At 71.2% G+C, this 23,779-nt stretch carries 23 protein-coding genes; 9 read left to right on the forward strand and 14 right to left on the reverse strand.

Annotated features, from left to right (window positions below; all coding sequences use genetic code 11):
• Window positions 1-33: 33 nt before the first annotated feature.
• The 3 genes from Q0L89_RS03755 to Q0L89_RS03765 form a co-directional block, all read right to left on the reverse strand.
• Window positions 34-1,392 (reverse strand): cytochrome P450, encoded by a 1,359-nt coding sequence (locus Q0L89_RS03755; RefSeq protein ID WP_296762662.1) that lies wholly within the window; start codon window positions 1,390-1,392, stop codon window positions 34-36.
• Window positions 1,393-1,510: 118 nt separating this feature from the next.
• On the reverse strand, window positions 1,511-2,098 hold the full coding sequence (locus Q0L89_RS03760; protein ID WP_296762663.1) for a UbiX family flavin prenyltransferase: 588 nt from the start codon (window positions 2,096-2,098) through the stop codon (window positions 1,511-1,513).
• Window positions 2,095-3,588, reverse strand: coding sequence for a UbiD family decarboxylase (locus tag Q0L89_RS03765; protein ID WP_296762664.1), 1,494 nt, complete (start codon window positions 3,586-3,588; stop codon window positions 2,095-2,097). The genes Q0L89_RS03760 and Q0L89_RS03765 overlap by 4 nt, the downstream gene beginning before the upstream one ends.
• A 146-nt stretch (window positions 3,589-3,734) precedes the next feature.
• On the opposite strand from Q0L89_RS03765, the gene Q0L89_RS03770 reads away from it, so the two are divergent.
• The 3 genes from Q0L89_RS03770 to Q0L89_RS03780 are packed head-to-tail and all read left to right on the forward strand — an operon-like array spanning window position 3,735 to window position 6,151.
• On the forward strand, window positions 3,735-4,271 hold the full coding sequence (locus tag Q0L89_RS03770) for an SCP2 sterol-binding domain-containing protein (RefSeq protein ID WP_296762665.1): 537 nt from the start codon (window positions 3,735-3,737) through the stop codon (window positions 4,269-4,271).
• 4 nt (window positions 4,272-4,275) lie between these two features.
• Window positions 4,276-5,256, forward strand: a complete 981-nt coding sequence (locus Q0L89_RS03775; RefSeq protein WP_296762666.1) for a peptidase U32 family protein — start codon at window positions 4,276-4,278, stop codon at window positions 5,254-5,256.
• Window positions 5,257-5,260: 4 nt separating this feature from the next.
• Complete coding sequence (locus tag Q0L89_RS03780; RefSeq protein ID WP_296762667.1) at window positions 5,261-6,151, forward strand: U32 family peptidase; 891 nt, start codon at window positions 5,261-5,263, stop codon at window positions 6,149-6,151.
• A gap of 92 nt (window positions 6,152-6,243) precedes the next feature.
• On the opposite strand, the gene Q0L89_RS03785 is transcribed toward Q0L89_RS03780, so the two are convergent.
• The 3 genes from Q0L89_RS03785 to Q0L89_RS03795 form a co-directional block, all read right to left on the reverse strand.
• Complete coding sequence (locus Q0L89_RS03785) at window positions 6,244-8,769, reverse strand: ATP-binding protein (protein ID WP_296762668.1); 2,526 nt, start codon at window positions 8,767-8,769, stop codon at window positions 6,244-6,246.
• Between the two features lie 74 nt (window positions 8,770-8,843).
• Window positions 8,844-8,969 carry a hypothetical protein gene (locus tag Q0L89_RS03790; RefSeq protein ID WP_296762669.1) on the reverse strand — a complete coding sequence of 42 codons (126 nt, stop codon included), beginning with the start codon at window positions 8,967-8,969 and terminating at the stop codon, window positions 8,844-8,846.
• Entirely contained in the window at window positions 8,966-9,367 is a 402-nt protein-coding gene (locus Q0L89_RS03795) for a hypothetical protein (protein WP_296762670.1), read from the reverse strand. Before Q0L89_RS03795 ends, Q0L89_RS03790 begins: the two co-directional genes overlap by 4 nt.
• Before the next feature lie 166 nt (window positions 9,368-9,533).
• On the opposite strand from Q0L89_RS03795, the gene Q0L89_RS03800 reads away from it, so the two are divergent.
• Window positions 9,534-10,208, forward strand: coding sequence for a response regulator transcription factor (locus Q0L89_RS03800; protein WP_296762671.1), 675 nt, complete (start codon window positions 9,534-9,536; stop codon window positions 10,206-10,208).
• Window positions 10,209-10,269: 61 nt separating this feature from the next.
• Here the strand turns inward: Q0L89_RS03800 and Q0L89_RS03805 are convergent, their stop codons facing one another.
• The 5 genes from Q0L89_RS03805 to Q0L89_RS03825 form a co-directional block, all read right to left on the reverse strand.
• Entirely contained in the window at window positions 10,270-11,358 is a 1,089-nt protein-coding gene (locus tag Q0L89_RS03805) for a HesA/MoeB/ThiF family protein (RefSeq protein WP_296762672.1), read from the reverse strand.
• Window positions 11,358-11,813, reverse strand: coding sequence for a dUTP diphosphatase (dut, locus tag Q0L89_RS03810; RefSeq protein WP_296762673.1), 456 nt, complete (start codon window positions 11,811-11,813; stop codon window positions 11,358-11,360). The genes Q0L89_RS03805 and dut overlap by 1 nt, the downstream gene beginning before the upstream one ends.
• A 42-nt stretch (window positions 11,814-11,855) precedes the next feature.
• Window positions 11,856-13,049: a bifunctional phosphopantothenoylcysteine decarboxylase/phosphopantothenate--cysteine ligase CoaBC gene (coaBC, locus tag Q0L89_RS03815; RefSeq protein ID WP_296762736.1), complete on the reverse strand. Its 1,194-nt coding sequence runs from the start codon at window positions 13,047-13,049 to the stop codon at window positions 11,856-11,858.
• A 120-nt stretch (window positions 13,050-13,169) separates the two neighbouring features.
• Complete coding sequence (locus Q0L89_RS03820; protein WP_296762737.1) at window positions 13,170-13,943, reverse strand: ChaN family lipoprotein; 774 nt, start codon at window positions 13,941-13,943, stop codon at window positions 13,170-13,172.
• A 23-nt stretch (window positions 13,944-13,966) separates the two neighbouring features.
• Window positions 13,967-14,845 (reverse strand): RNA polymerase factor sigma-32, encoded by an 879-nt coding sequence (locus tag Q0L89_RS03825; RefSeq protein WP_296762674.1) that lies wholly within the window; start codon window positions 14,843-14,845, stop codon window positions 13,967-13,969.
• A gap of 109 nt (window positions 14,846-14,954) precedes the next feature.
• On the opposite strand from Q0L89_RS03825, the gene cobU reads away from it, so the two are divergent.
• Together cobU and Q0L89_RS03835 are read left to right on the forward strand one after the other, a co-directional pair.
• Window positions 14,955-15,503 carry a bifunctional adenosylcobinamide kinase/adenosylcobinamide-phosphate guanylyltransferase gene (cobU, locus tag Q0L89_RS03830; protein WP_296762675.1) on the forward strand — a complete coding sequence of 183 codons (549 nt, stop codon included), beginning with the start codon at window positions 14,955-14,957 and terminating at the stop codon, window positions 15,501-15,503.
• Window positions 15,500-16,078: a histidine phosphatase family protein gene (locus tag Q0L89_RS03835; RefSeq protein WP_296762676.1), complete on the forward strand. Its 579-nt coding sequence runs from the start codon at window positions 15,500-15,502 to the stop codon at window positions 16,076-16,078. Before cobU ends, Q0L89_RS03835 begins: the two co-directional genes overlap by 4 nt.
• 28 nt (window positions 16,079-16,106) lie before the next feature.
• Here Q0L89_RS03835 and Q0L89_RS03840 read toward each other — a convergent pair whose 3' ends face one another.
• The gene (locus Q0L89_RS03840) at window positions 16,107-16,502 is read right to left on the reverse strand and encodes a response regulator (protein WP_296762677.1); all 396 of its coding nucleotides are present in this window, start codon (window positions 16,500-16,502) and stop codon (window positions 16,107-16,109) included.
• Window positions 16,503-16,664: 162 nt separating this feature from the next.
• Between Q0L89_RS03840 and cobD the strand changes: the two genes are divergently transcribed.
• Genes cobD through Q0L89_RS03855 form a run of 3 tightly spaced genes read left to right on the forward strand, consistent with a single transcriptional unit; the run spans window position 16,665 to window position 19,761 of the window.
• Window positions 16,665-17,633, forward strand: a complete 969-nt coding sequence (gene cobD / locus Q0L89_RS03845) for a threonine-phosphate decarboxylase CobD (RefSeq protein WP_296762678.1) — start codon at window positions 16,665-16,667, stop codon at window positions 17,631-17,633.
• On the forward strand, window positions 17,630-18,526 hold the full coding sequence (gene cbiB, locus Q0L89_RS03850; protein WP_296762679.1) for an adenosylcobinamide-phosphate synthase CbiB: 897 nt from the start codon (window positions 17,630-17,632) through the stop codon (window positions 18,524-18,526). The genes cobD and cbiB overlap by 4 nt, the downstream gene beginning before the upstream one ends.
• Before the next feature lie 56 nt (window positions 18,527-18,582).
• Window positions 18,583-19,761: a lytic murein transglycosylase gene (locus tag Q0L89_RS03855; RefSeq protein ID WP_296762680.1), complete on the forward strand. Its 1,179-nt coding sequence runs from the start codon at window positions 18,583-18,585 to the stop codon at window positions 19,759-19,761.
• Window positions 19,762-19,770: 9 nt separating this feature from the next.
• Here the strand turns inward: Q0L89_RS03855 and Q0L89_RS03860 are convergent, their stop codons facing one another.
• Together Q0L89_RS03860 and smc are read right to left on the reverse strand one after the other, a co-directional pair.
• Window positions 19,771-20,124, reverse strand: coding sequence for a hypothetical protein (locus Q0L89_RS03860; protein ID WP_296762681.1), 354 nt, complete (start codon window positions 20,122-20,124; stop codon window positions 19,771-19,773).
• Window positions 20,125-20,319: 195 nt separating this feature from the next.
• A complete protein-coding gene (gene smc, locus Q0L89_RS03865) occupies window positions 20,320-23,775 on the reverse strand; it encodes a chromosome segregation protein SMC (protein WP_296762682.1) in 3,456 nt (1,151 codons plus the stop codon).
• Window positions 23,776-23,779: the final 4 nt, after the last annotated feature.

Below are 23,779 nucleotides of genomic sequence, written 5' to 3' on the forward strand. Positions count from 1 at the left end.
GCACGGGCGTCCGCGTCTGACAGCGCAGGAAACTCAGCGCGGCGACAGCCGCAGGTGGATGCCGTCGCGGGCGCGCACCGTCAACTGCGCTTGCGGCACCGGCTCGGCGCCGGCGACCCGCTCGATGCGGAAGGCGCGCGCCATCATCGCCAGCAGCAGCGGCCCCTCGGCCATGGCAAACCCCGCACCGGGGCAGACCCGCGCGCCGGCCGAGAACGGAATATAGGCGTCGCGCAGGCACGCCTTGCCGTTCTCGGTGGCGAAACGGTCGGGGTCGAAATCGTCGGGGCGCTCCCACAGGCGGGCGTGGCGGTGCAGGTGCCAGGGGCTGATGATGATCTGCGCGCCCGGCGGCACGGCGCGATCGCGGAAACGCTCCGGGCACGCGGCCTCGCGCACGAACATCGGCACCGGCGGGTAAAGGCGCATGGTTTCGCGAAATACCGCGCGCGCCTGCGGCAGCTTCGACAGGGCCGAGAAATAGATCTTGTCGGGCTCGAACGCGGCGCTGGCCTCGTTTGCCAGCCGGTCCTGCCAGTCGGGATAAAGCGCCAGCAGGTAAAGCGCCCATGCCAATGCCGAGGCCGAGGTCTCGTGCCCGGCAAGAAAGAAGATCGCCACCTGGTCGACCATCTCGTCGGTGTCGAAAGTCTGGCCTGTCTCGGGGTCGGGGGTGGTCATGATCTTGGTCGCCAGGTCGTCGGGCGCGATGCCGGCGTCGAGCGCCGCCGCCCGGTCCACCGTCAGCCGCGTGATGGCGGCGCGGATGGTGCGCGCGGTGGCGCGCGTGCGGCGTGAATGCAGTCGTGGCACCCAGCCGGGCAACGGCAGCAGCGCGCCGATATTGAGCAGCGGCTGCGCCTTCTGGTGGGCACGGAAGGCCGAGAACACGTCGGCCGCCAGCTCGTGCTCGATCGGGATGGAAAACAACGTGCGAAAGATCACGTCGGCGGCGGCGTGGCTGGTCTGCGCCTCGATCTCGACCGGGCGGCCATCGGCCAGCGGCGCGAGGCGCGCCACCATCGCCTGGCCCGCGTCCCACATCGCCGGAAAGGTGTCGCGCAGGCGCCCGCCCTCGAACGCCGGGTCGATGATGCGGCGCTGGCGCGCCCATGTCGCGCCGTTGGTGATGAACACCGAGTTGCCCAGCAGCGGCGTCAGCCCCTCGCGGATGCGCCGCGACTTGGGAAAATCGGCGGGCCGGCGGCGCAGCACCAGGTCAACCAGATCGGGATCGTTGCACAGGTAAGAGCGGAAGAACGGCGTGCGGAACTCGGCCATCCAGGCGCGATACAACCGCGCCGGCTGGGCCGACAGGATGTCGCGGCGAAACAGCCGCGCATAGCGCCACAATGACACCTTGCCCGGCCGCGCGGCCGGTTTCGGGGGCATGGGCCGTGGTGGCGGCGGGGTGTCGGCTGGCATCGGGGTCATCCTGATCGGCGCGGCGGCGGCACGCGCCAACCCTGCCCGCCCGCGCCGGGCCGGGTCAAGCACGCGGCGGGGGCGCTCATGGCGCGGCCGGGTCGCCCGCGCCCTGCCACCCTGCCGCGCAGGGCGCGCCCGGCAGCCCCAGCAGATCGACCGCGCGCGCGGCGATCTGGTCGGTCACGGCATCCATGCCGTCCGCGCCCATGTACCACGCCGGCACCGGTGGCATCACGATCGCGCCCATTTCCGTCACCGCCGTCATGTTGCGCAGATGCGCCAGCGTCAGCGGCGCCTCGCGCGCCAACAGCACCAGCGGGCGGCGCTGCTTGAGGGACACGCCGGCGGCACGGGTCAGCAGGTTGTCGTCGAGGCCGTGCGCCACCGCCGCGAGGGTGCGCATCGAACAGGGCGCCACGATCATCCCCGCCACCGGAACCGAACCCGACGCGATGGCGGCGCCGATGTCGGATACCGGGTAGCTGCGCGTGGCCAGACCGCGCAGCGCCGCCTCGGCGTGCGCGCCGCACTCGGTAGCCAGCGTGCGGCGGGCGGCACGGCTGATCACCAGGTCGATCCCCACGCCCCTGGCCGCCAGGTGGCGCGCCGCCGCCAAAGCCAGCGCCGCGCCCGAGGCGCCCGACACCCCCAGCACCACGCGCGCGCTCATGCCAGCCCCGCGCGCGCCACCAGATCGGCGGCAAAGGTTTCGGCCTCGGGGCTCATGGCCATGACGCGGCCCCACTCGCGCGTCGTCTCGGACCCGATCTTGGTGGTGGCGTCGATGCCCATCTTGCCGGCCAGCCCCGCCCGGGGGGAGGCAAAATCGAGGTAATCCATCGGCGTGCCCTCCAGCACCGTCACGTCGCGGCCCGGGTCCATGCGGGTGGCCATCGCCCAGGCCACGTCGTTCCAGTCGCGCGGGTCGATGTCGTCGTCGACGACCACGATCATCTTGGTATAGCTGAACTGTGCCAGCATCCCCCACAGCGCCATCATCACCCGCCGCGCCTGCCCGGGGTAACGCTTGGCGATGCTGACCACCGCGATACGGTAGGAACACGCCGCCGGCGGCAACCAGAGATCGACGACCTCGGGGATTTGCGCGCGGATCACCGGCAGCGCCAGGTCGTTGAACACCTCGCCGATGACCGAGGGCTCGTCCGGCGGCCGGCCGGTATGGGTGGACAGGTATAGCGGGTCGCGCCGGTGGGTCAGCGCCGAGACGCGCATCACCGGGAACGGTTCGGCCGCGTTGTAGTACCCCGTATGGTCGCCGAACGGGCCCTCGGGCGCGGTTTCGCCGGGGTGAACCCACCCTTCGATCACCATCTCGGCGCGCGCCGGCACCATCAGCGGCACCGTGCGTGCCGGCACCATCTCGGCCCGCGCGCCGCGCAGCACGCCGGAAAAGCCGATCTCGGACACGCCCTCGGGCAATGGCAGCGCCGCGGCCAGCAGCAATGCCGGGTCGGCGCCCAGCGCGATGGCCACCGGCATCGGCGCCCCCGCCCGCGCCCATGTGCGGTGGTGCGCGGCCCCGCCCCGGTGCGCCAGCCAGCGCAGGATCAGCCGGCCACCGTCCAGCACCTGGGCACGGTAGATGCCGGCGTTGTAGGTGTGCAGGGCCTCGGCGGCGCTGTCATGGGCGCGGGTCAGCACCACCGGCCAAGTGATCAGCGGGCCGGCATCGCCGGGCCAGCAGGTCTGCACCGGCAGGCGGGTCAGATCGGGCGTCTCATCCACCTGATCATGCACCGGGGCGCGCTTGCCGACATGGGGGCGCGCATCGAGCGCCGCGCGCAGCATCGGCCAGCGCGCCAGCGCATCGCGCATGCCGGTGACCGGCGCCGGCGCACGCAATGCGGCCAGGAAGGCGCCCAGATCAGGCACGCCATCCTCGCCGCAGCCCAACCCGGCGGCCACCCTCGCACGGGTGCCGAAAAGGTTGGCAACCACCGGCACGCGCGCGCGGCTGCCATCCGCCAGAACGGGCGCCTCGAAGCGCAGCACCGGGCCACCCGTCCGCAGCACCCTGTCGGCCACCGCGGTCATCTGGTGAACGACGGAAACCGGCTCGACCACGGTCGCCAGATCGTCACGCGCCGCGAGATCGGACAGGAACGCCCGCAGGCTATGGCGGCGCGGCTGGCCGGTCATGCGCAGTCTCCGAAAACTCGCTTTCGCCATGCCTAGCACCGCTGCGGCAGGGCAGTATTGACATATGTCAAATCTTCGTCGCCCCGTCGGCGCTAGGCTGTCTGCGGTGTCTCGCTCGAGACACCCTCGCTTGACAGGAGTTCGCCTTGCCCGATTCCGCTGTGTCGTTCCCGCTTGCCCCGCGCCCGCTGGCGGCGGGGCTGCGGGTCTTGCCGCTATTCCCGCTGGCCGCGCCGCTCAGCCTGCTGGCACGGCGGGTGATCGCCGCCAATCCCGGCCTGATCGAGCGGTTGGGAGTGTATGGCGCCTGTCGCTTTGCCATCGACCCCACCGATCTGCCGCTGGTGTTGCTGTTGCACCCGCACCCCAGCCGGGCGCGGATCACCGTGCACCGCCGCCCACCCGCCGAAGCCGACACGCGCATCGCCGGGCCGCTGGCGGCGCTTCTAGGGTTGGTGCACGGCACCTGGGACGGCGATGCGCTGTTCTTCTCGCGCGACCTGGTGATCGAGGGCGACACCGGCGCGGCGCTGGCGCTGCGCAACGCCATCGACGACGCCGAGCTGGACCTTGGTGCCGAGGTGGCGGGGCTGGCCGGGCCGATGCGCGGGCGGCTGGCACCACTGATCGGGCTGGCCGAGCGGGTGACGCGCCTGCCGTTGCGCCGCACAAGGGAGGTGTGAGGCGATGGAACTGGTCTGCCCTGCCGGCACCCCCGCGGCGCTGCGCGCAGCCGTCGCGGCGGGCGCGCACACCGTTTACTGCGGCTATGCCGACGACACCAACGCGCGCAACTTTCCCGGGCTGAATTTCTCGCGCGCGGAAATGGAAGCAGCCATCGCCCACGCCCATGCGCAGTGCGCAAAGGTGCTGGTGGCGATCAACACGTTCCCGCGCGCCGGCGACCCCGGCCCGTGGCACGCCGCCGTCGCCGATGCCGCGGCCGCCGGCGCCGACGCGGTGATCCTGGCCGATACCGGGCTGCTGGCGCACACGGCCGAGCACCACCCGGACCTGCGCCGCCATCTGTCGGTGCAGGCCGCCGCCGCCAACCCCGACGCGATCAATTTCCACGCCGAGGCGTTCGGGGTCAAACGCGTGGTGCTGCCTCGGGTTCTGAGCGTGCAGGAAATCACCGCGATCAACCGCGAGATCGACGTGGAAACCGAGGTGTTCGTCTTCGGCGGGCTGTGCGTGATGGCCGAGGGGCGCTGTTCGCTGTCGTCCTACGCCACCGGGCAATCGCCCAACATGAACGGGGTGTGTTCGCCCGCCAGCCATGTCGCCTATGACGAGGATGCAGACGGCACCCTGTCGGCGCGGCTGGGGGGCTTTACCATCCACCGTTCGGCCAGGGGCGAGCCGGCCCCCTACCCGACGCTGTGCAAGGGCTGTTTCACCTCCAACGCGCGCACCGGGTACGTGTTCGAGGATCCCACCAGCCTGGATGCCTCGCAGCTTATCCCGCAACTGGCCAAGGCCGGGGTGAGCGCGCTCAAGATTGAGGGGCGGCAACGCTCGCGTGCCTATGTCGCAAAGGTGGTGCGCGCCTTTCGCGCCGCCACCGATGCGCTGGCGGCAGGCCGGCCGATCCCGCCGGGCACGCTGGCGGCGCTGACCGAGGGGCAAAGCGCCACCACCGGCGCCTATGCCAAGACCTGGAGGTAAGCGGATGGACCTGACCGTGGGCCCCAACCAGTTTTTCTGGGGCGCCGAAACCTGGCGCGACTTCTACGCCGAGCTGGCCGACGAGGCGCCGGTGGATCGCGTCGTTCTGGGCGAGCTGGTGTGCTCCAAGCGCCTGCCGTTCTACCAAGCCGATATCCCCGGCGCCGTGGAGCGGCTGCAAGCCGCCGGCAAGCGCGTGGCGCTGACCTCGCTGGCGCTGGTCACGCTGAAGCGCGAGCGCAAGCTGATGGCCGAGCTGTTCGAAACGGGGCTGGAGATCGAGGTCAATGACCTGACCGCGCTGGCGCATCTGCCCGAAGGCGCGGCGTTCGGCGTAGGCCCGCTGGTCAATTGCTACAACGAGGGCACGGCGGCGTGGCTGGCGACGCGGGGCGCGGGGCGCATCTGCCTGCCGCCGGAGTTGCCGTTGACCTCGGTCACGGCGATCACCGCTGCCTGCCCCGCCCCGGTCGAGGTCTGGGGGTGGGGGCGGCTTCCGCTGGCGATCTCGGGGCGGTGCTATCACGCCCGGCTGCACGACCGGGCCAAGGACAACTGCCAGTTCGTCTGCGACACCGATCCCGACGGGCGCGAGGTCGAAACGCTCGACGGGCAGCCATTCCTGGCCGTGAACGGGGTGCAGACGCTGTCGGCGGCCTGCGCCAATGCCGCGCACCAGCTTGGCCCCTTGCGCAACGCAGGCGTTTCGGCGCTGCGGCTGTCGCCGCAGTCGGCGGGGTTCACGGCGGTGTGCCGCGACTTCCGCGCGCTTGCGGACGGGCGAATGAGCGCGGCAGAGCTGTCAGCGCGCAACCTGCCCGACGCCCCCGGCGGCGCCTATTGCGACGGTTTCCTGACCGGCATGAGCGGCGTGGCGTGGTCGCAGGCGGGGTAGGACCGCACTTTGGGGATCGCGACGTGAGCCGGCGCCGACGCGGCGCCCCGCTGGCCGGCCTTGCGGTGAACGCAAGGCCGCAGCCGATCAAGTCACCCTGCCCTGTCCAGCGCGCCAAGCGTTTCGGGCCAGAGTCGCCGTGCGTCTTCAAGCGCCCCGGCGACATCCGCGTCGCCACGCGCGCCCAGGCACGCCACCGCGTGTTCAAGGCACTGGTGCAGCGCCGGCGCGCCCAATGTCGCCGCTGCGCCGGCCAACCGATGTGCCAGGTCGGATGCCCGCGCCGCATCCAGCCCCGCCAGCGCCTGCCGATCACGCAACAGCGCATCGCCCTCGTCGCGGAACCGTGCAAGCAACTCTTGCACCCGGTTGGCCGACAGGATCGCGCGCAAACTCTCGATCACCGCCGCGTCAAGAACCGGCGCTGGTGCGTCTTGCGGTGCGGCCCGCGACGACCCGGTCGTGCCGTGCAGGCCGCGCAGGAGACCGGCGCGCTGCACCGGCTTGGTGATGACCGCATCCACTCCGGCGGCATGGCAGGCCGCATCGTCGGTTTCGATCACATGCGCGGTCACCACCACGATGCGCGCGTCTCGACACGGCCCCGCGGACGCGCGGATCGCACAAGTTGCCTGCAGCCCGTCCATTCCCGGCATGCTGAGGTCCATGAGGATCGCGTCGAAACGGTTCGCCATCGCGGCGGCGACGCCGGCACGGCCGTCCTCGGCCTCTTGCACCCGGTGCCCCTCGGCCTCGATCTGGCGGCGCAGGACGAAGCGGTTGACGTGGTTGTCCTCGACGATCAGCACGTCGAGCGGGCGGCACGCGGCGCACGGGTCGGGCGCCGGCGCACAGGCGGCGGTGGCGACGGGTGCCGGGGATGCGGGTAGCGGCAAACGGAGGCGGAACAGGCTGCCCTCGCCGATGATGCTTTCGGCCTCGACGCGGGCGTTCATCGCCTGCGCCAGCCGCCGCACGATGCCCAGCCCCAGCCCGGTGCCCTCGGCATGTTCGAACCCCGGCGTTTCGATACGCACGAAATCGTCGAAGATGCGCCCAAGGTCGCCCTCCGCGATGCCCGCACCGGTATCGGAAACATCGAACACCACCTCGCGCCCGGCGCCGTGGCCGGCGAGATTCGCCTCGAGGGTGATCCGGCCATCGCGGGTGAACTTGATCGCGTTGCCGATCAGGTTGGTCAGGATCTGCCGCACCCTGTGAGCGTCGGCATGGATGGTGCCCAGCGGATCGGGGCGGCGCATCAGCCGCAGGCGATTGCCCGCCTCCCGTGCGGCGGGCGTCATGTCACGCATCACCTCGTCCAGCAACGCGTCGAGATCGATGTCGCCCGGCGTCAGGGCAACATGGCCGGCCTCGATCCGGGCGATGTCGAGCACATCGTCGACATGGCCCAGAAGCACCCGCGCCGAGCTTTCGAGGATGTCGGCATATCCCGCTTGCGCGGCATCGAGCGGCGTGCCCCGCAACAGCTCCACCCCGCCCAGCAGACCGTTGAGCGGGGTGCGCATCTCATGGCTCATCACCGCCAGGAACCGTGCCTTGGCGCGATCGGCTGCTTCGGCGCGGTCGCGCGCCTCGCGCAGCGCGTCCTCGGTCGCGATCCGCTGCGTGATGTCGCGCAGGAAACAGGCGCGGATCGCCTCGCCGCCGCCGGGCGGCGGGGTGCCGACCGATATCTCCACCGCGACGTCGTGGCCGTCGGCGTGGCGCGCGCGGGCCTGCCGGTGCCGCCGCGCCTCCGGCGCTCCGGGCGCGGGCAGCAGAGGCGCATCCGGGTCACCGCCGTCGGGGCGCACGAAATCGTCCAGCGGCCGGCCCGTTGCCGCCTGCTGCATCAGCCCGAACATGTGTTCCGCGGCGTCGTTCATCTGCGTCACCTTGCCGGCCGCATCGGTCACGACGATGGCGTCGGGCGAGGTGGCGATGACGGTGGCCAGCCGCGCGCCGATCCGGCGATTGGCCTGCGCACGATCGAGGTTGATGCGTGACTGGCGCCAGAACAACGCCGCCAGCACCGCCAGCAGCGCCAGCAGCAGCACCAGCACCAGCGCCAGGTTGGCCAGCAGGCCGCGCATCTCCTCCCGCGCGGCCTGGGCGCGGCGCGCCGCCTCGGCATTACCGTTGACCGAGGCCCGTCGCAGGATCGGGCGCCACGCCGCCGCCTGCGCGGCCATCTCGGGTAACGCGGCGCGCAGCCGCGCGTCGGGGGCATCGACGAGCGCGGTCATCGCCTCCACCGTCGCGGCGATCTCGGCAAAACGGGGCGTCTCGGCAAGCACCAGATCGACATAGAGGGGGCTTTGCATCATAGTGCGAACGCGACTGTAGAAGATGTCGAATCGCCGGCGCAGCGCCTCCAGGGCGCTGGCGTCGCCGGCCCGTGCCTTGTCGATCTGGCGCTGAAAGTCGAGAAACTCGACCTCCAGTTGCGTGATCGTCCATTGCGGGCTGTCGCTTTGCGACGTCTCCAGCACATCGAGGCGGGTTTCGACCCGCAACAGCAACTGCCCCGCCGCAACCAGCAGCGCCGCCACCGCCAGCCCGATCAGCAGGAATTTCCAGCGCGCCGCAATCGCGTGCGCAATCCGTTTCGGCATCGAGGCCATTGCCGCGCTTCCCCGTCGCGTCTTACCAGTGGGCATCGCCCGCGCGGCGCCGCCCGCAGGCGGCGCTATCGCGCGATTTCTATCCGATCCAGTTGCCAGACGCTACGCGCATAGTGCAACTCGGTGCGAAAGCGCGGTGCGCTGTCGAAGGGATAGAGCAGCCAGACCGGCCCCTTGTCGCGCAGCGTCATCCGCGCGCCGTCGCGCTCGAACGCCAGCAGGGCACCTTCGGGCGCACCTCGGCGACCGGAATCTCGGCCGTGTAGCCGTTCGCGGCCCGCAGCGTCACGCGCCCGCTGTCCACCCCAAGGTGCGCCAGCAGGTCGTGCAGCCGCACGCCCGCGAACCGCGCGCGCCCGGCGGTCCAGATCGTCGATGTACGAAACGCGCTGCGCGGCAAGTCCGCCGTACCGGACAGATCGACGGTCAACTGCCGCGAGCCGCGGGCGCCGCCGGCAAGTTGTACCTCCAGCGTCACCGGCGCGGGGTCGTCCGATCCCGCCGACATCACGCTGGCGGGCAGCACAAGGCACAGAATCAGGGTCGCGGCCCGGGCCGCCGACCAGCTCCTTGCAATCAAGGATCGCATCGCGCCCCCCTTGCACGCGCCATCTGATACTTGACTATGCGGGAAGTCGCGCAACCGCGTCCAGCCCCCTACCCTTTCGTACAGGATCGCACGCTGCGGCGAGGCCGCGGCTCTGGTCAATCGAGCGACCCGGCTCTACTGTGCCGGAGCCGATTGCAATGGAGCAATGCAAGAAATCATGGAGCCCGGACAGGTGCCGACCGCGCAAACGCAACATGACCCCGATCCGACCGAGGCGCCGAAGGTGCTGATCGCGGACGACCACGGGCTGGTACGCGAAACGCTCGCCGCCTACCTGTCGGATGCCGGCGGCATCGCCGTGACCCAGGCTGGCGGGCTGGAAGAGGCGCTCGCCGTGATCGGGCAAGACGGCCCGTTCGACCTGGTGCTGCTGGATTTCACCATGCCGGGAATGTCGCTGCCCGATGGGATGGATCGCGTGCGCGCGCTGAATCCCGACGGGGCGGTGGCGCTGATTTCAGGCACCGCGCCCGATGGCGTCGGGCGCCGCGCCATGGAATGCGGCGCCGCGGGTTTCCTGCCCAAGACCATGGCGCCGATGGCGCTTCTGGCTGCCGTGGCCGAGATTCTGGGTGGCGGCACCTATGCGCCGGCGGCGATCCTCCACGCCGACCCGCTGCCACCTCACGACCGCCTGACCCCGCGCGAACGCGAGGTGCTCGAAGGGCTCTGCGCGGCCAGGTCGAACAAGGAAATCGCCCGCGACCTCGACGTGCAGGAGGTCACGGTCAAGCTGCACGTCAAGACGCTCAGCCGCAAGCTGGGGGCGCGCAACCGCACCCACGCGGCGATGATCGCGCGCGATCTGTGGCTGGTCTGACGGCACCGGCGCGCCGGGATGACAGGGCGCGTGATCGCATGCGGCACTCGCCGGCCGGCCCCTACCCGGCCGCCGTTCCGCGCCCGCCGCAAACCGGGCAGTCGGCGCGCGGGGCCAGCGCGATGCCGCGCGTCTCGGCATAAAGCGCGTCGTAGATCAGCATCCGCCCGCGCAACGGGGCGCCCGCGCCGGTCAGAACCTTCACCGCCTCGACCGCCATCATCGCGCCGACCACGCCGGGCAGCGGCGCCAGCACGCCCGCCTCGGCACATGACGGCGCCAGCCCCGGCGCCGGGCGTTCGGGGAAAATACACTCGTAGCACGGGCCGCCGCGGGCCGGATCGAACAGGCTCACCTGCCCTTCCCATTGTGACAATGCGCCTGAAATCAACGGCTTGCCCTTCATCACCGCGGTGGCATTGGCCAGGTAGCGGGTATCGAAATTGTCGCTGCCGTCGATCACCAGGTCGTAGTCACCGAACAGATCCGCGGCAATTTCCGCGGTCAGGCGGCGCTCGTAGGGACGTACCGAAACATACGGGTTCTGCGCCATGATCGCCGCCTGCGCCGAGGCCACCTTGGGCGTGCCGACCGCCGCCTCGGGGTGGATCACCTGGCGCTGCAGGTTGGAGTTCTCGACCACGTCGTCGTCGATCACCCCGATCGTGCCCACCCCCGCCGCCGCCAGGTAGGTCAGCACCGGCGCGCCCAATCCGCCAGCGCCGATCACCAGCACGCGCGCCCGTTTCAGCCGCTTCTGCCCGGTGCCGCCGATCTCGCGCAGGACGATGTGGCGTGCATAGCGTTCCAGCTCGGCCGGGGAAAAGCTGTTACCCCCGGATCCGGCGCGCTCACCCACGGCCCCGGCGGGGCCAGCCGCGGGCGCCGCACGCGCCGCGGCCCTCTCGCGCAGGCGCTGCAGCCCCGCCGCGTAGGCCAGCACCAAGGCCGCGAACCCGCCCAGCAGCAACCACGGTGCCGGGCTTGCGCCCGTGGCCGCGCGCACCGGGTGCCCCGCGGGCAGCAGCAGTTGCACCGCCACGACCGCGGCCCACAGCGCGGCGATCATGATCCAGCGTTGGCGGCGCGGCGCGCCCATCGCCGCCCCGATGCCCCATAGCGCCGCTGCCATCACCAGAACCGGCAGCATCACGCCTGCCCCGTCGAGCCGAAGCCGCCCTCGCCGCGCGCGGTGTCGGCCAGCGTATCGGACAGCACGAACCGCGCCCGCACCACCGGTGCGACCACCATCTGCGCGATCCGCGCGCCGTGCCCTATCTCGAACGGCGCATCGCCCGCGTTCATCACGATCACCCCCAGCGGGCCGCGATAATCGCTGTCGATGGTGCCGGGGCTGTTGGGCAACGTGATCCCGTGCCTGAGCGCCAGCCCCGAGCGCGGCCTGAGCTGCACCTCGTAGCCCTCCGGCACCGCCAGCCGCAGCCCCGTGGGCACCAGCGCCCGCGCCCCCGGCGCCAGCGTCACGCCGCGGCGGTCGGGGAAATTGGCGCGCAGGTCCGCGCCCGCGGCGCCCGCCGTCGCATAGCTTGGCAAACCGAGCGCACGGTCCGCGCCTTCTTCCCATTGAAACGCGACGGTCAGCACGCCCTCCTCCCGATCTTCATCTTTCCGAAAATACTCATGCCCTTACGCCAGCGCCTGCGCGATACGCGCGGCCAGGCGCGCCGCCACATCGGCCTTGGACATGCGCGGCCAGTCCTCGGCGCCGGCCTCGGTGATCAGCGTCACGACGTTCTCCGCGCCGCCCATGATGCCGGTGTCGGGGCTTACGTCATTGGCCACGATCCAGTCGCACCCCTTGCGGGTGCGCTTGGCGGTGGCGTTGGCGATCACGTCGCCGGTCTCGGCAGCAAAGCCTACCACCAGCGGCGGGCGCCCTTCGCCCATCTGCGCGACGTGCGCCAGGATGTCGGGGTTTTCCGCGAATTCCAGCACCGGCAGCGCGCCGGCCTGCTTCTTTATCTTGGTCTCGCTTTGCGCGGCGACACGCCAGTCGGCCACCGCGGCTGCGAACACCGCCGCATCGGCGGGCAGCGCCGCCTCGACCGCGGCCAACATCTGCGCGGCGGTCTCGACGCGCACCACCTCGACGCCCTCGGGCGGCGGCATGTCGGCGGGGCCGGTGACGAACACCACTTGCGCACCCAACCCCGCCAGCGCCCGCGCGATGGCCGTGCCCTGCGCCCCGGACGAGCGGTTGGCGATATAGCGCACCGGGTCGATGGGTTCATGCGTGGGCCCCGAGGTGACCAGCACCCGCTTGCCGGCCAGCGGCCCCGCCGCCAGCCGCGCCGCGATCGCCTCGACGATCGCGGCAGGCTCGGCCATGCGGCCGGGGCCATGTTCTCCGCAGGCCATGTCGCCCGCGTCGGGGCCGACCATCGCGACGCCGTCCCCGGCCAGCCACGAGCAATTGCGCTGTGTCGCCGGGTGCTGCCACATCCGCACGTTCATCGCCGGCGCGATCAGCACCGGCGTGTCTGTGGCCAGCAACAGCGTCGTCGCCAGGTCGCCCGCCAGCCCCTGCGCCATTTTCGCCATCAGGTCCGCCGTGGCCGGCGCCACCACCACCAGGTCGGCGCTGCGCGACAACCGGATGTGGCCCATCTCGGCCTCGGCGGTCAGGTCGAACAGGTCTTCGTGCACCGCCTCGCCGGCCAGCGCCGACACCGACAGTGGCGTCACGAACTGCGCGCCTGCGCGGGTCAGCACCGGGCTGACATGCGCCCCCTGCCCGCGCAACAGCCGGATCAGTTCCAGCGTCTTGTAGGCCGCGATGCCGCCGCCGATGACCAGTAATATCCGCTTGCCCGCCAGCATGGCCGCCCGTCCCCCAGACATGATGCCCCGACACTAGAACCCGCCGCGCCGATTGTGAACCTCTCATGGCGTTCCGGTCGTCGATGACCGCCGGGAACCACCGCGTGCCCCGTGCGCCCGCTACTCGAACGCCTCGCAGGGGTCCGGGCGTTCCGCCGGGGCGGCGAAACTCACCGCATCAAAGCTGCCCTCGGGCGTCATGCCCGCCTCGCCCTGGCCCAGCGCGAACACCGACACCTCCGGCCGCGCCGTTTCCAGCACGGCCGGCACGCCCCAGTCGCGCCGCGCGTGGCCGTTGCCGGTAATCACCACCACCGGCGCGCCCGCCTCATCCAGCGCGCGCAGCGCCGTGCGGGCCAGTTGCGCGTCGCGCAACCGTTGCAGCGCCACCATGCCGGGCAGCATCGCCTCGGGTAGCGCGTCGCAATGCGCCGCCATCTGCATCGCCTCGCGCGCCTCCTGCTGGGCCTGCGGCAGCGGGTCGCGCAGGCCAAAGGCACCTGCCCCGGCGCCGAAATGCGCGGCAACGCCCTCTTGCATCGCCGCCCGCGCCGTATCACGGGGCACCGCGGCGCCATAGACGCGCGCGCCCGGCGCGGCGGTGAAAACCGGGTGGTACATGGCAAAATCGGGCCAGCCGCTATCGACCCAGTCCAGCGCCCCGGCCAGCGCCGCCGCGTCGGCGCGGTTGTCCGGTGTCACCTGCGCCGCCTGCTCGGCGGTGAGCATCTCGAACACCAGCGCGGCGGGTTGCAGCGCCTCGACCGCCGCGGCCTGCGCGGCGTGGTGGGCGGGGTTGTCGTGCACCTCGCCCAGCACCACGACCTGCGCGGCGCGCATTCGCTCTAACACGGCCTCGGGCAGTGCCGCCCACACCGGGGCGGCGGCCAGCATCGTGACGATATATGCAAGTATCCTCATGCGAGGAACTCATGCACCTCGCGCGACTGGCTTTCAAGCGTCTTGCGCATCTTGGCGAAGGCCGCGGCCTCCAACTGGCGCACCCGCTCCTTGCTGAGCCTGAGTTCCGCGCCCAGGCTTTCCAGTGTCCGCGGCGCATCGCGCAGCTTGCGCTCGCGCACGATGAACCGCTCGCGCTCGTTGAGCGCCGCCATCGCCTCGACCAGCCATTTGCGCAACGCCGCGGTGTCATGCGTGTTCTCCACGATTTCGGCGGCCTGCGTGCCCTCGTCCTCGATCGTGTCGATCCATTCGCGGCCCTCGTCCTCGACCGATTGGGTGACATTGAGGCTGAAATCCGAGCCCGAAAGCCGCCCTTCCATCATTTCCACGTCGCGCAGCGGCACGCCCACCTCGGACGAGATCGCCTGCCGCATCTGGTGGCGGTCCAGTTCCTCGCCGCGCGCCATCGCCTCGCGTTCCAGCCGCGCCTGAACCCGGCGCAGGTTGAAGAACAGGCTTTTCTGGCTGCTGGTGCTGCCGGTGCGCACCATCGACCAGTTGCGCATCACGTAATCCTGGATGCTGGCCTTGATCCACCACACCGCGTAGGTGGAAAAGCGCACGCCGCGGTCGGGGTCGAACTTGTCGGCGGCCTTCATCAGGCCCAGTCCGGCCTCCTGTATGAGGTCGTTCATCGGCGCGCCGTAGCGCCGGAACTTGGACGCCATCGAGATCGCCAATCGCATGTAGGCGTTGATCAGCCGGTGCAGCGCCTCTTCGTCGCGCTCGTCACGCCAAGCATAAGCCAGCCTCAACTCGGTTTCCGCGTCGAGCAGCTCTGCCTTCATGGCGCGGCGCGACATGGTGGTATCGTTCGGTCCGTCGAGTGCCATTTCTAACCCCCGGGGTTGCAAGGTGCGTTGCCCATGCACCTCTTTGATATTGTTGCGCAGAGTGCTACGCGCGCATAGCGTGGATGGATCACAATAAGGTGTGTCTGAGATGATGGCAGATTTGACGCTGGTGCTTGGCGGGGCGTCGTCGGGCAAGACGGCCTGGGCCGAGGCGATGGTGAAAAGCTTCTATCTGCCAATGACTTATATCGCCACGGCGCAGGCGCTGGATAGCGAGATGGCCGACAGGATCGCCGCACACAAGGCGGCGCGCGGCCCCGGCTGGGAGGTGATCGAGGCACCGCTGGACGTGGCCGGGGCGCTGCGCGACATGCCCGCGGGGCGGGCGGTTCTGCTCGATTGCGCGACAATGTGGCTGAGCAATCGAATGGCTGCGGGGGGCGACATCGCGGATGCGCAGGCGGAGCTGTTGGCGGCGCTTGCCGCGTGCCCCGCGCGAGTGGTGGTGGTGTCGAACGAACTGGGCCTGTCGGTGGTGCCAGACAACGCGCTGGCGCGCCGCTTTCGCGATGCGCAGGGGCGGCTCAACCAGCAGATCGCGGCGCATGCCGCACGGGTCGTGGCGATCATGGCCGGGCTGCCGCTGGCGCTCAAGGGGGCGCTGCCCGATGACATCGGATCCGGAGGGGCAGCGTGAGCCGGGTGTTCTGGGTCCGGCACGGGCCGACCCACGCGCGCGGCGGCATGGTGGGCTGGTCGGATCTGCCGGCCGATCTGTCCGACACCGCGCGACTGCGCGCGCTGGATGCCGCACTGCCACCCGCGGCGGTGGTGGTCTCGTCGGACCTGCGTCGCGCGCGCGAAACCGCCGACGCCATCGCCGGGGCGCGCGACCGCCTGCCCCCCGACCCGGACCTGCGCGAGATGCATTTCGGCGACTGGGAATTGCAACGCTTCGATGCCGTCCCCGACCAGGCGCGGCTGTTCGCGTTCTGGGACAACCCCGGCGACACCCGCCCGCCGGGCGGCGAAAGCTGGCATGAGCTGTGCGCCCGAGTGGACCGCGCCGTGGCGCGTGCCCAGAACGCTCACCCCGGCCGTGACATCGTCGCGGTGGCACATTTCGGCGTCATCCTGACGCAGGTGCAGCAGGCGCTGCGGCTGAGCGCCTACGAGGCCTTCGCGCATCGCATCGACAACCTGTCGCTGACCGAACTGCGGCGCGGCCCCGATGATGCCTGGGAAGCCGGGGCGATCAACCGCCTGCCCTGAGTGCCGGCGCGGCGCCGCTGGCGCGCGCTCAGGTCTCTCCGCCAGCCGGGCGATCACCCCCCGGGCGCGGTTGGCCGAAATGTTCGACCATCGCCGCCAGGTCCTCGGGCGGTGTGCCGCTGCGCAGGAAGGCGCAGGCATTGGCGCTGTGCTGAAAGATCGAGCCATCGGAAAAGAACGTGGTATTGGTTACGAAGATCACGCGCGCCTCGGGGCGGCGATAGCTTGCGTAGTCGGCGATGGCCAGCGGACTGCCCTCGGCGATGACCAGATCCAGGATGATCACGTTGATCTCTTCGGCGCGCAACACCTCGATGGCACTGTCCTGGTCGCCGACCAGCGTGACCCGCGCGCCCTGTCGTTCGAGGTGACGTTGCCACAGGCGGCCAAGGTCGGTTTCGGATTCAACAATAAGCACTTTCAAAATACACCCTCCGTGGACGCGCGACCGTCTCGCGCCGCGCGGATCCCCCCCAAAGGGGTTTGACCCCAAATCCCTAACAAAAGGTTAACATATCCTGAATCAATGTTAATGACCGCGCGAGCATGCTTGCATCGGCGCGCGTTTTGCGCAACTCCGCCGGGCATGAGCGACCGGCAGGACATCCACCCGCGCACGCCGCGCGACCATGGCGGCGGTCTCGACGCGGCCGTGCGCCATTTCGGTGGCGCGCGCGGCGACTGGCTGGACCTGTCCACCGGCATCAACCCGGTGCCCTACCCGGTGAGCGACCTGCCCGCCGAGGCGTGGACAGCCCTGCCCGACGCCGACGCGCAAGCCGCACTGGTCGAGGCCGCGCGCGCCCACTGGGCGGTGCCCGCGGGCGCCGCGGTTCTGGCGGCGCCGGGGGCCTCGGCGCTGATCGCGCGCATCCCGGCGCTGCGCCGCGCCGCAACGGTGCATATCCCCCGCCCCACCTATAACGAGCACGCCGCCGCCTTCGCCGCGCAGGGCTGGCAGGTGGCAGGCGACGCGGCCGATCGCGCCGATGCGCAGGTGACGGTGCACCCCAACAACCCCAGCGGGGCCTGGGCCGGCGCAGATGCGCTCACCGCGCCTTTGTGCATCATCGACGAAAGCTTCTGCGACGTGGCGCCAGGCCGGTCGCTGATCGGGCACGCCGCGCGACCGGGACGCATCGTGCTGAAGAGCTTTGGCAAGTTCTGGGGCCTGGCGGGGGTCCGGCTGGGCTTTGCCATCGGCGACCCGGACCTGGTCGACCGGCTTGCGGAAATGCTGGGCCCGTGGCCGGTATCGGGGCCGGCGCTGCATGTGGGGCGTGCGGCGCTGCGCGATACTGCCTGGGCCGGGGCCACGCGCTTGCGCCTGGCCACCGACGCCGCGCGGCTGGATGCGCTGCTGGAATCCGCAGGGGCGCAGGTGGTGGGCGGCACGCCGCTGTTTCGTCTCTACCACGTCGAGGATGCACCGGCCTGGCAGGCGCGCCTGGCCCGCGCCCGAATCTGGAGCCGTACCTTCCCCTATTCGCGCCACTGGCTGCGGCTGGGCCTGCCGGCCCCGGACCAGTGGCCGCACCTGGAGGCGGCGCTGTGACGCTGGTGCTGGCGCTGCTGCTGGATGCAGCCATGGGCGAGCCGCGCTGGCTGTGGGCGCGCCTGCCGCACCCGGCGGTTCTGATGGGCCGCGCCGTGGGCTGGTGCGACACGCGGTTCAATACCGGCCAAGCGCGGCGGGCACGCGGGGTTGCGGTGATCGCCGCGCTGTGCGCGGGCGCCGCGGCGGCCGGCGCCGTGCTGGCGGCGGCGGGGCCAGTGGCCGAGGTGCTGGTCGCCGCGATCCTGCTGGCGCAGCGGTCGCTGGTCGATCATGTCGGCGCCGTTGCCCGCGGCCTGCGCCATGGGGTGGCGCAGGGCCGCGCCGCGGTGGCGATGATCGTCAGCCGCGACACCGCCGGAATGGACCGCGACGCGGTTGCCCGCGCCGCCATCGAATCGGCGGCCGAAAACCTCAGCGACGGCGTCATCGCGCCCGCCTTCTGGTTCGCGGTGGCGGGGCTGCCGGGGCTGTTGGTCTACAAGGTGGTGAACACCGCCGACAGCATGATCGGATACCGCACGCCGCGCCACGCACGTTTCGGCTGGGCGGCGGCGCGGCTGGACGACATGCTCAACCTGATCCCGGCGCGACTGACGGCGGTGCAGATCGCGCTTGCCCACGGCGGGTGGCGCGACTGGCGCGCCATCGTCGCCGATGCCGGGCGCCACCGCTCGCCCAATGCCGGCTGGCCCGAGGCCGCGATGGCGCGCGCACTGGGCGTGGCGCTGGCCGGGCCGCGCAGCTATGGCGGCGCCACGCGGCCCTACCCTTGGGTCAACGCGGACGGGCGCAAGCCGCTGATGGCACGCGACGTCGAGGATGCCGCCGCCGCGCTGTGGCGCGCCTGGGGCGCGGCGCTGGTGCTTGCGCTGCTGATCGCCCTTTTCTGAACGGTCAAGCCTGCTATCCTGCCCCGGATTGCAACAGCCAAAGAACATTGGACCCCATGCGCATATTCTCCACGCTCGCCATCGTCTTCAGCCTTGCCGCCGCGCCGGCGCTGGCCCGCACCCCGTGCGGCGGCGGTTTCGCCGCCTTCGTCGACGACCTCAAGCAGGAGGCGCAGGCACGCGGTTTCAGCCGCGCTACCGTCAACCGGTTCTTCGCCACCGTCCGACAGGATCAGAGCGTTTTGCGCGCCGACCGTGCGCAAGGCTTTTTCCAAAAGCCGTTCACCGAGTTCGCGCGCAGCCTGATCTCGGCCAACCGGATGCAGCGCGGCCGCGCCAAGGCGCAGCAAATGCAACGCCTGTTCGACCGGATCGAGGCACGTTTCGGGGTGCCACGCGGCATCCTGCTGGCATTCTGGGCATTCGAGACCGATTATGGCGGCTTCCAGGGCGACACCAACACCCGCGATGCGCTGGTCACGCTGGCACATGATTGCCGGCGCCCGCACCTGTTCCGGCCGCAGATATTTGCCGCGCTGGAGCTGTTCGCGCGCGGCGACTTCGACCCCGATCGCGTCACCGGCGCCTGGGCCGGCGAGATCGGCCAGGTGCAGATGCTGCCCTCGGACATCATCGAAAACGGCGTGGACGGCGACGGCGACGGGCATGTGACGCTCAAGACCTCGGCACCCGACGCGCTGATGTCGGGGGCGCAGATGCTGCGCAGCCTGGGCTGGCGCGGCGGCGAACCGTGGCTGCAAGAGGTCACGGTGCCCGCGAGCATGGACTGGTCGCAAAGCGGCATCGACACCACGGTGCGCGCCGCGCGCTGGCAACAGATGGGCGTGCGTCCGCGTTCCGGCCGCCTGCTGGCGCCCGACCTGCGCGCCAGCCTGATCCTGCCGCAGGGGCACAAGGGGCCGGCCTTCCTCGGCTATCCCAACTTCAACGTGCTGTTCGAGTGGAACCAGAGCTTTACCTACGTGCTGACCGCCGCCTATTTCGCCACCCGTCTTGAGGGCGCGCCGGTGTTCGACCCCGGCAACCCCGATCCGGGTCTGGGACGGGACCAGATGAAACAGTTGCAGCGCAAGCTGGCGGCGCGCGGGCACGATGTGGGCGGGGTGGACGGCATCCTGGGTGCCGGCACCCGCGCCGCGGTACGGGCCGAACAGGCGCGCCTTGGCCTGCCCGCCGACGCATGGCCCACGCCAGCGTTGCTGAACAGGTTGTGACGCGCCCGCTCAGGGCCGCACGGGAAAGCGATCACCGTCCTCGGTGACAAGAACCAGCCGGTCGCCATTGCGCACATATAGGTCGCAGCGACTGGAACCGCCAACGAAACCGATACAGGCGGTGCCGTCACCGTTGAGCGAATAATGCCCGTATGCAATGCCGCCCTGCCCGTAGGTATAGCTGTAGCGCCCGTCGTCGTAGAACCGCGACTTGCCGTCATCACAAAAGGTCAGAACCTGCCCCACCAGCGCGTCGCGCAGCGCCGCCTTGGACAAGGGCACGTCGCCGTCGCGGGTTTCCCAGCCGGCGGCCATCGCCGGCAGCAGGGCCAGGACCATCGCGGCCATCGTGATCTTGCGCATCGTCGCCTCCTTCAATGCCTCGCCATTTTGACACAGCGCGGGCGCGTCACGATCCGGTGACCGATGGCCGCGTCCGCCGGGCAGGCAGGGGGCGCTGCCCCCTCTTGGCGCTGCGCCAATTCACCCCCGGAGTACTTGGAGAAAGATGAAGGGGCGCCGGGCCTGCCCGTCGACAGCGCCCCGTCCCGGCCTGCCTCAGGCGACCATCGCCTCGGCCTTGCCCAGGTCCACCGACACCAGTTGGCTGACCCCGTGTTCGGCCATCGTCACCCCGAACAACCGGTCCATGCGCGCCATCGTCACCGCGTGGTGGGTGATGATCAGGAACCGCGTCTCGGTGCGGCGGCACATCTCGTCGAGCATGTCGCAGAACCGCGTCACGTTGGCGTCGTCGAGCGGCGCATCGACCTCGTCGAGCACGCAGATCGGCGCCGGGTTGGCCAGGAACACCGCGAAGATCAGCGCCAGCGCGGTCAGCGTCTGCTCGCCGCCCGACAGCAGCGACAGCGTCGACAGCTTCTTGCCCGGCGGCTGGCACATGATCTCCAGCCCCGCCTCCAGCGGGTCGTCGCTTTCGACCAGCACCAGCTTGGCCTCGCCACCGCCGAAGAGGTGCGCGAACAGCAGCGCGAAGTTGCTGTTGACCTGCTCGAACGCGGTCAGCAGGCGCTCGCGCCCCTCGCGGTTGAGGCCGGCGATGCCGCTGCGCAGCGCCTTGACCGCCTCTTGCAGGTCAGCCTTTTCGGTTGCCAGCGCGTCGTGCTCTTGCTGGACCTCGCGGGCGTCCTCCTCGGCGCGCAGGTTGACCGAACCGAGCGCATCGCGCTGCCGGTGCAGACGGGCGACGTCGGCCTCGATCGCCTCGGCGTCCGGCATGTCGGCGGGGACGCTCCCGAGGCTTTCAAGCAGTGTCTGCGGCGTCGCGCCCTGGGCCTCGGAGATGCGTTCGGCAGCCTGCGCGAGGCCCGCCTCGGCAGCTTCGGCGCGGGCCTCGGCGCCGGCGCGGGCCTCGCGCGCGGCGCTGGCGGCGCGTTCTGCGTCGCGCTCGGTGGCTTCGGCGGTGCGCAGCGCGGCTTCGCCCCCGGCCAGCGCATCGGCGGCGGCGCTGCTGCGCGCCTCGGCCTTGCTGATCGCGGCCTCCAGCTCGGCGCGCTCGACGGCGATGCGGTCGGGGGCGGCGCCGGCTTCGGCCAGTTCGGCCTCGGCGCGGGCCTTGCGCTCGGCCAACTCAGCGCCGCGCGTCGCGGCGGTTTCCAGCCGGTGACGCCAGCCGCTGATCTCCTTGGTCAACTGTTGCGCCCGTGCACGGCGCGCGTCGCCTTCGCGCTTGAGCTCCTCGTGCTGCGAACGGCGCGTCATCATGGTTATGCGCGCCGCCTCGACGGTGGTGCGCTGGTCCTCGACGCGGGCGCGCATGGCGTCGAGATCATCGAGCCCCGCAAGCGCCGCCGCGGTCTCTTCGACCTGCGCGCGCGCGGCCATCGCCTCGTCATCGTGGCGCGTCACCGCCAGCCCCAGGCTTTCGAGCCGCGATTCGGCCAGGTCGGCGTCGGCCTCGGCGCGGCTGAGCGCGCGCGCCGCATCCGCCAGGCGCGCATCGGCCGCGCGGCGGGCCTCGCGGGCGGCCTTGTCGGCGCGCGCCCGTTCGTCGAGTTCCGCGCTCAGCGTGTCATGCGCCTGCCGGGCCGCATCGGCGCGGGCGGTGGCGCGGGCGACCTGCTGCTTGAGATCCTCCAGCCGGTTGAGCTGTTCCAGCCTGAGCGCCGCGGCGCTCGGCCCGTCCTCGGCCCAGGCGCGGTAGCCGTCCCAACGCCACAGGTCGCCCTCGACGCTGACCAGCCGCTGACCGGGCTGCAACAGCGATTGCAGGCGCGTGCCCTCGTCGGGGTCAACCAGCCCGATCTGGCCCATGCGCCGGGCCAGAACATCGGGCACCGAGACATGGTTGCTGAGCGCCGTTACCCCGGCGGGCAGCGGCGCGGGCGCATCATAAGGCGGCAGCACCGTCCACCCCGACGGGCCGTCCTCGGCCACCTCGGGGGCGCGCAGATCGTCGGCCAGCGCCGCGCCCAGCGCCTTTTCGAACCCCTGTTCGACCTGCAACCGGTCCACCACCTGCCCGCCCTCGGCGGTGTCGCGTTCCAGCAGCTTCGACAGTGCCGCCGCCTCGGCGCCCAGCGCGTTCAACTCGCCCTCAGCCGCGGACCGTTCGGCGCGCACGTCGGCCTCGCGCGCCTGGGTCTCGGCGCGGGCGGTCTCGGCCTCGGTCAGGGCGGCGTCGGCGGCCTGCGCATCGGCCTGGGCCGCCGCCTGCTCGGCCTCGGCGGCCTGGCGGGCCTGCTCGGACGCCGCAAGGGTACCGCGCGCGTCCTCCATCGCGGCGCGGGCCTTTTCGGCCTCGGCCTCGCTGCGGGCCAGGGTCTTGCGGCTGTCTTCCAGCAGGCGGGTGGCGGACTGGTGGCGCGCCGCCAGGCGGGCGACGTCCTCGGTCAGTTGCGACAGTTCGGCCTCTCGCGTCTCCAGCAGGCGGGCGGCCTCGGCTGCCGCCTCGGCGGCCGCGGCCAGCCGGTCGTCGTGGCCCTCACCGGCCTTTTCAAGCTCGCGCGCCTCCCATTCCAACTGCTCGACGCTGTCGCCTGCATCGTGGTTGAGCGCATTCTCGCGGGCGATGTCGTGGCCCAGTTGCTCGACCCGCGCCTCCAGCGTCCGGATCGCCTCGCGGGCGCGGGTTTCCTGGTCGGTCAGCGTGTCGCGCTGCACCTGCAGGCGCTGGACGATCGCCGCGGCGACGGCATCTTCCTCGCGCAGGGGCGGTAGCGCCTCCTCCGCCTCGGTCCGGGCGCGGGCGGCGGCGCGGGCGGCGCGTTCGGCCTCGCCGGCTGCAAGGCTGCGCTGGCGCAGGGCCTCGGCGGCCTCGGCACGCGCGGTCTCGGCCTCCTGCCAGCGGCGGTAGAGCAGCATGCCCTCGGCGCGGCGCAACTCTTCGCCGATGGCGCGGTAGCGCGCCGCCTGCCGGGCCTGGCGTTCGAGTTGCGCAAGCTGGCCGGCCAGTTGTTCGACCACGTCGTCGACGCGGGCGAGATTGGCCTCGGTGCTGTTGAGCTTCAGTTCCGCCTCGTGGCGGCGCTGATAGAGGCCCGAGATGCCGGCGGCCTCTTCCAGAACCCGGCGGCGCGACTTGGGCTTGGCGTTGATCAGCTCGGCGATCTGCCCCTGCCGGACCAGCGCCGGCGAATGCGCGCCGGTCGAGGCGTCGGCGAACAGCATCTGCACGTCGCGCGCACGCACGTCCTTGCCGCCCACCTTGTAGGCCGATCCCACGTCGCGGGTGATCCGGCGGGTGATTTCGAGCGTGTCGGAATCGTTGAACCCCGCCGGCGCCATCCGGTCGGAATTGTCGAGGTGCAGGCTGACCTCGGCGAAGTTGCGCGCCGGGCGGCTGGCGGCGCCGGCGAATATCACGTCCTCCATGCCACCGCCGCGCATGGCGGTGGGGCGGTTTTCGCCCATCACCCAGCGCAATGCCTCCAGCAGGTTGGACTTGCCGCAGCCATTGGGCCCCACCACGCCCGTCAACCCGTCGCGGATCAGCAGGTCGGTCGGGTCGACGAAGCTTTTGAAGCCGGTCAGCCTGAGTTTCGAAAACTGCAATATC

It is taken from the genome of Sediminimonas sp. (genome assembly GCF_024637375.1).
Classification (GTDB): domain Bacteria; phylum Pseudomonadota; class Alphaproteobacteria; order Rhodobacterales; family Rhodobacteraceae; genus Sediminimonas.

Bases quoted from the DNA above. Each gene is read 5' to 3' on its own strand.
- Q0L89_RS03755 (WP_296762662.1), bottom strand. From the start codon at position 1,392: ATGCCCCCGAAACCGGCCGCGCGGCCGGGCAAGGTGTCATTGTGGCGC.
- Q0L89_RS03760 (WP_296762663.1), bottom strand. From the start codon at position 2,098: ATGAGCGCGCGCGTGGTGCTGGGGGTGTCGGGCGCCTCGGGCGCGGCG.
- Q0L89_RS03765 (WP_296762664.1), bottom strand. From the start codon at position 3,588: ATGACCGGCCAGCCGCGCCGCCATAGCCTGCGGGCGTTCCTGTCCGAT.
- Q0L89_RS03775 (WP_296762666.1), top strand. From the start codon at position 4,276: ATGGAACTGGTCTGCCCTGCCGGCACCCCCGCGGCGCTGCGCGCAGCC.
- Q0L89_RS03780 (WP_296762667.1), top strand. From the start codon at position 5,261: ATGGACCTGACCGTGGGCCCCAACCAGTTTTTCTGGGGCGCCGAAACC.
- Q0L89_RS03785 (WP_296762668.1), bottom strand. From the start codon at position 8,769: ATGCCGAAACGGATTGCGCACGCGATTGCGGCGCGCTGGAAATTCCTG.
- Q0L89_RS03790 (WP_296762669.1), bottom strand. From the start codon at position 8,969: ATGACGCTGCGCGACAAGGGGCCGGTCTGGCTGCTCTATCCCTTCGAC.
- Q0L89_RS03795 (WP_296762670.1), bottom strand. From the start codon at position 9,367: ATGCGATCCTTGATTGCAAGGAGCTGGTCGGCGGCCCGGGCCGCGACC.
- Q0L89_RS03800 (WP_296762671.1), top strand. From the start codon at position 9,534: ATGCAAGAAATCATGGAGCCCGGACAGGTGCCGACCGCGCAAACGCAA.
- Q0L89_RS03805 (WP_296762672.1), bottom strand. From the start codon at position 11,358: ATGCTGCCGGTTCTGGTGATGGCAGCGGCGCTATGGGGCATCGGGGCG.
- coaBC (WP_296762736.1), bottom strand. From the start codon at position 13,049: ATGCTGGCGGGCAAGCGGATATTACTGGTCATCGGCGGCGGCATCGCG.
- Q0L89_RS03820 (WP_296762737.1), bottom strand. From the start codon at position 13,943: ATGCTGGCCGCCGCCCCGGTGTGGGCGGCACTGCCCGAGGCCGTGTTA.
- Q0L89_RS03825 (WP_296762674.1), bottom strand. From the start codon at position 14,845: ATGGCACTCGACGGACCGAACGATACCACCATGTCGCGCCGCGCCATG.
- cobU (WP_296762675.1), top strand. From the start codon at position 14,955: ATGATGGCAGATTTGACGCTGGTGCTTGGCGGGGCGTCGTCGGGCAAG.
- cobD (WP_296762678.1), top strand. From the start codon at position 16,665: ATGAGCGACCGGCAGGACATCCACCCGCGCACGCCGCGCGACCATGGC.
- Q0L89_RS03855 (WP_296762680.1), top strand. From the start codon at position 18,583: ATGCGCATATTCTCCACGCTCGCCATCGTCTTCAGCCTTGCCGCCGCG.
- Q0L89_RS03860 (WP_296762681.1), bottom strand. From the start codon at position 20,124: ATGCGCAAGATCACGATGGCCGCGATGGTCCTGGCCCTGCTGCCGGCG.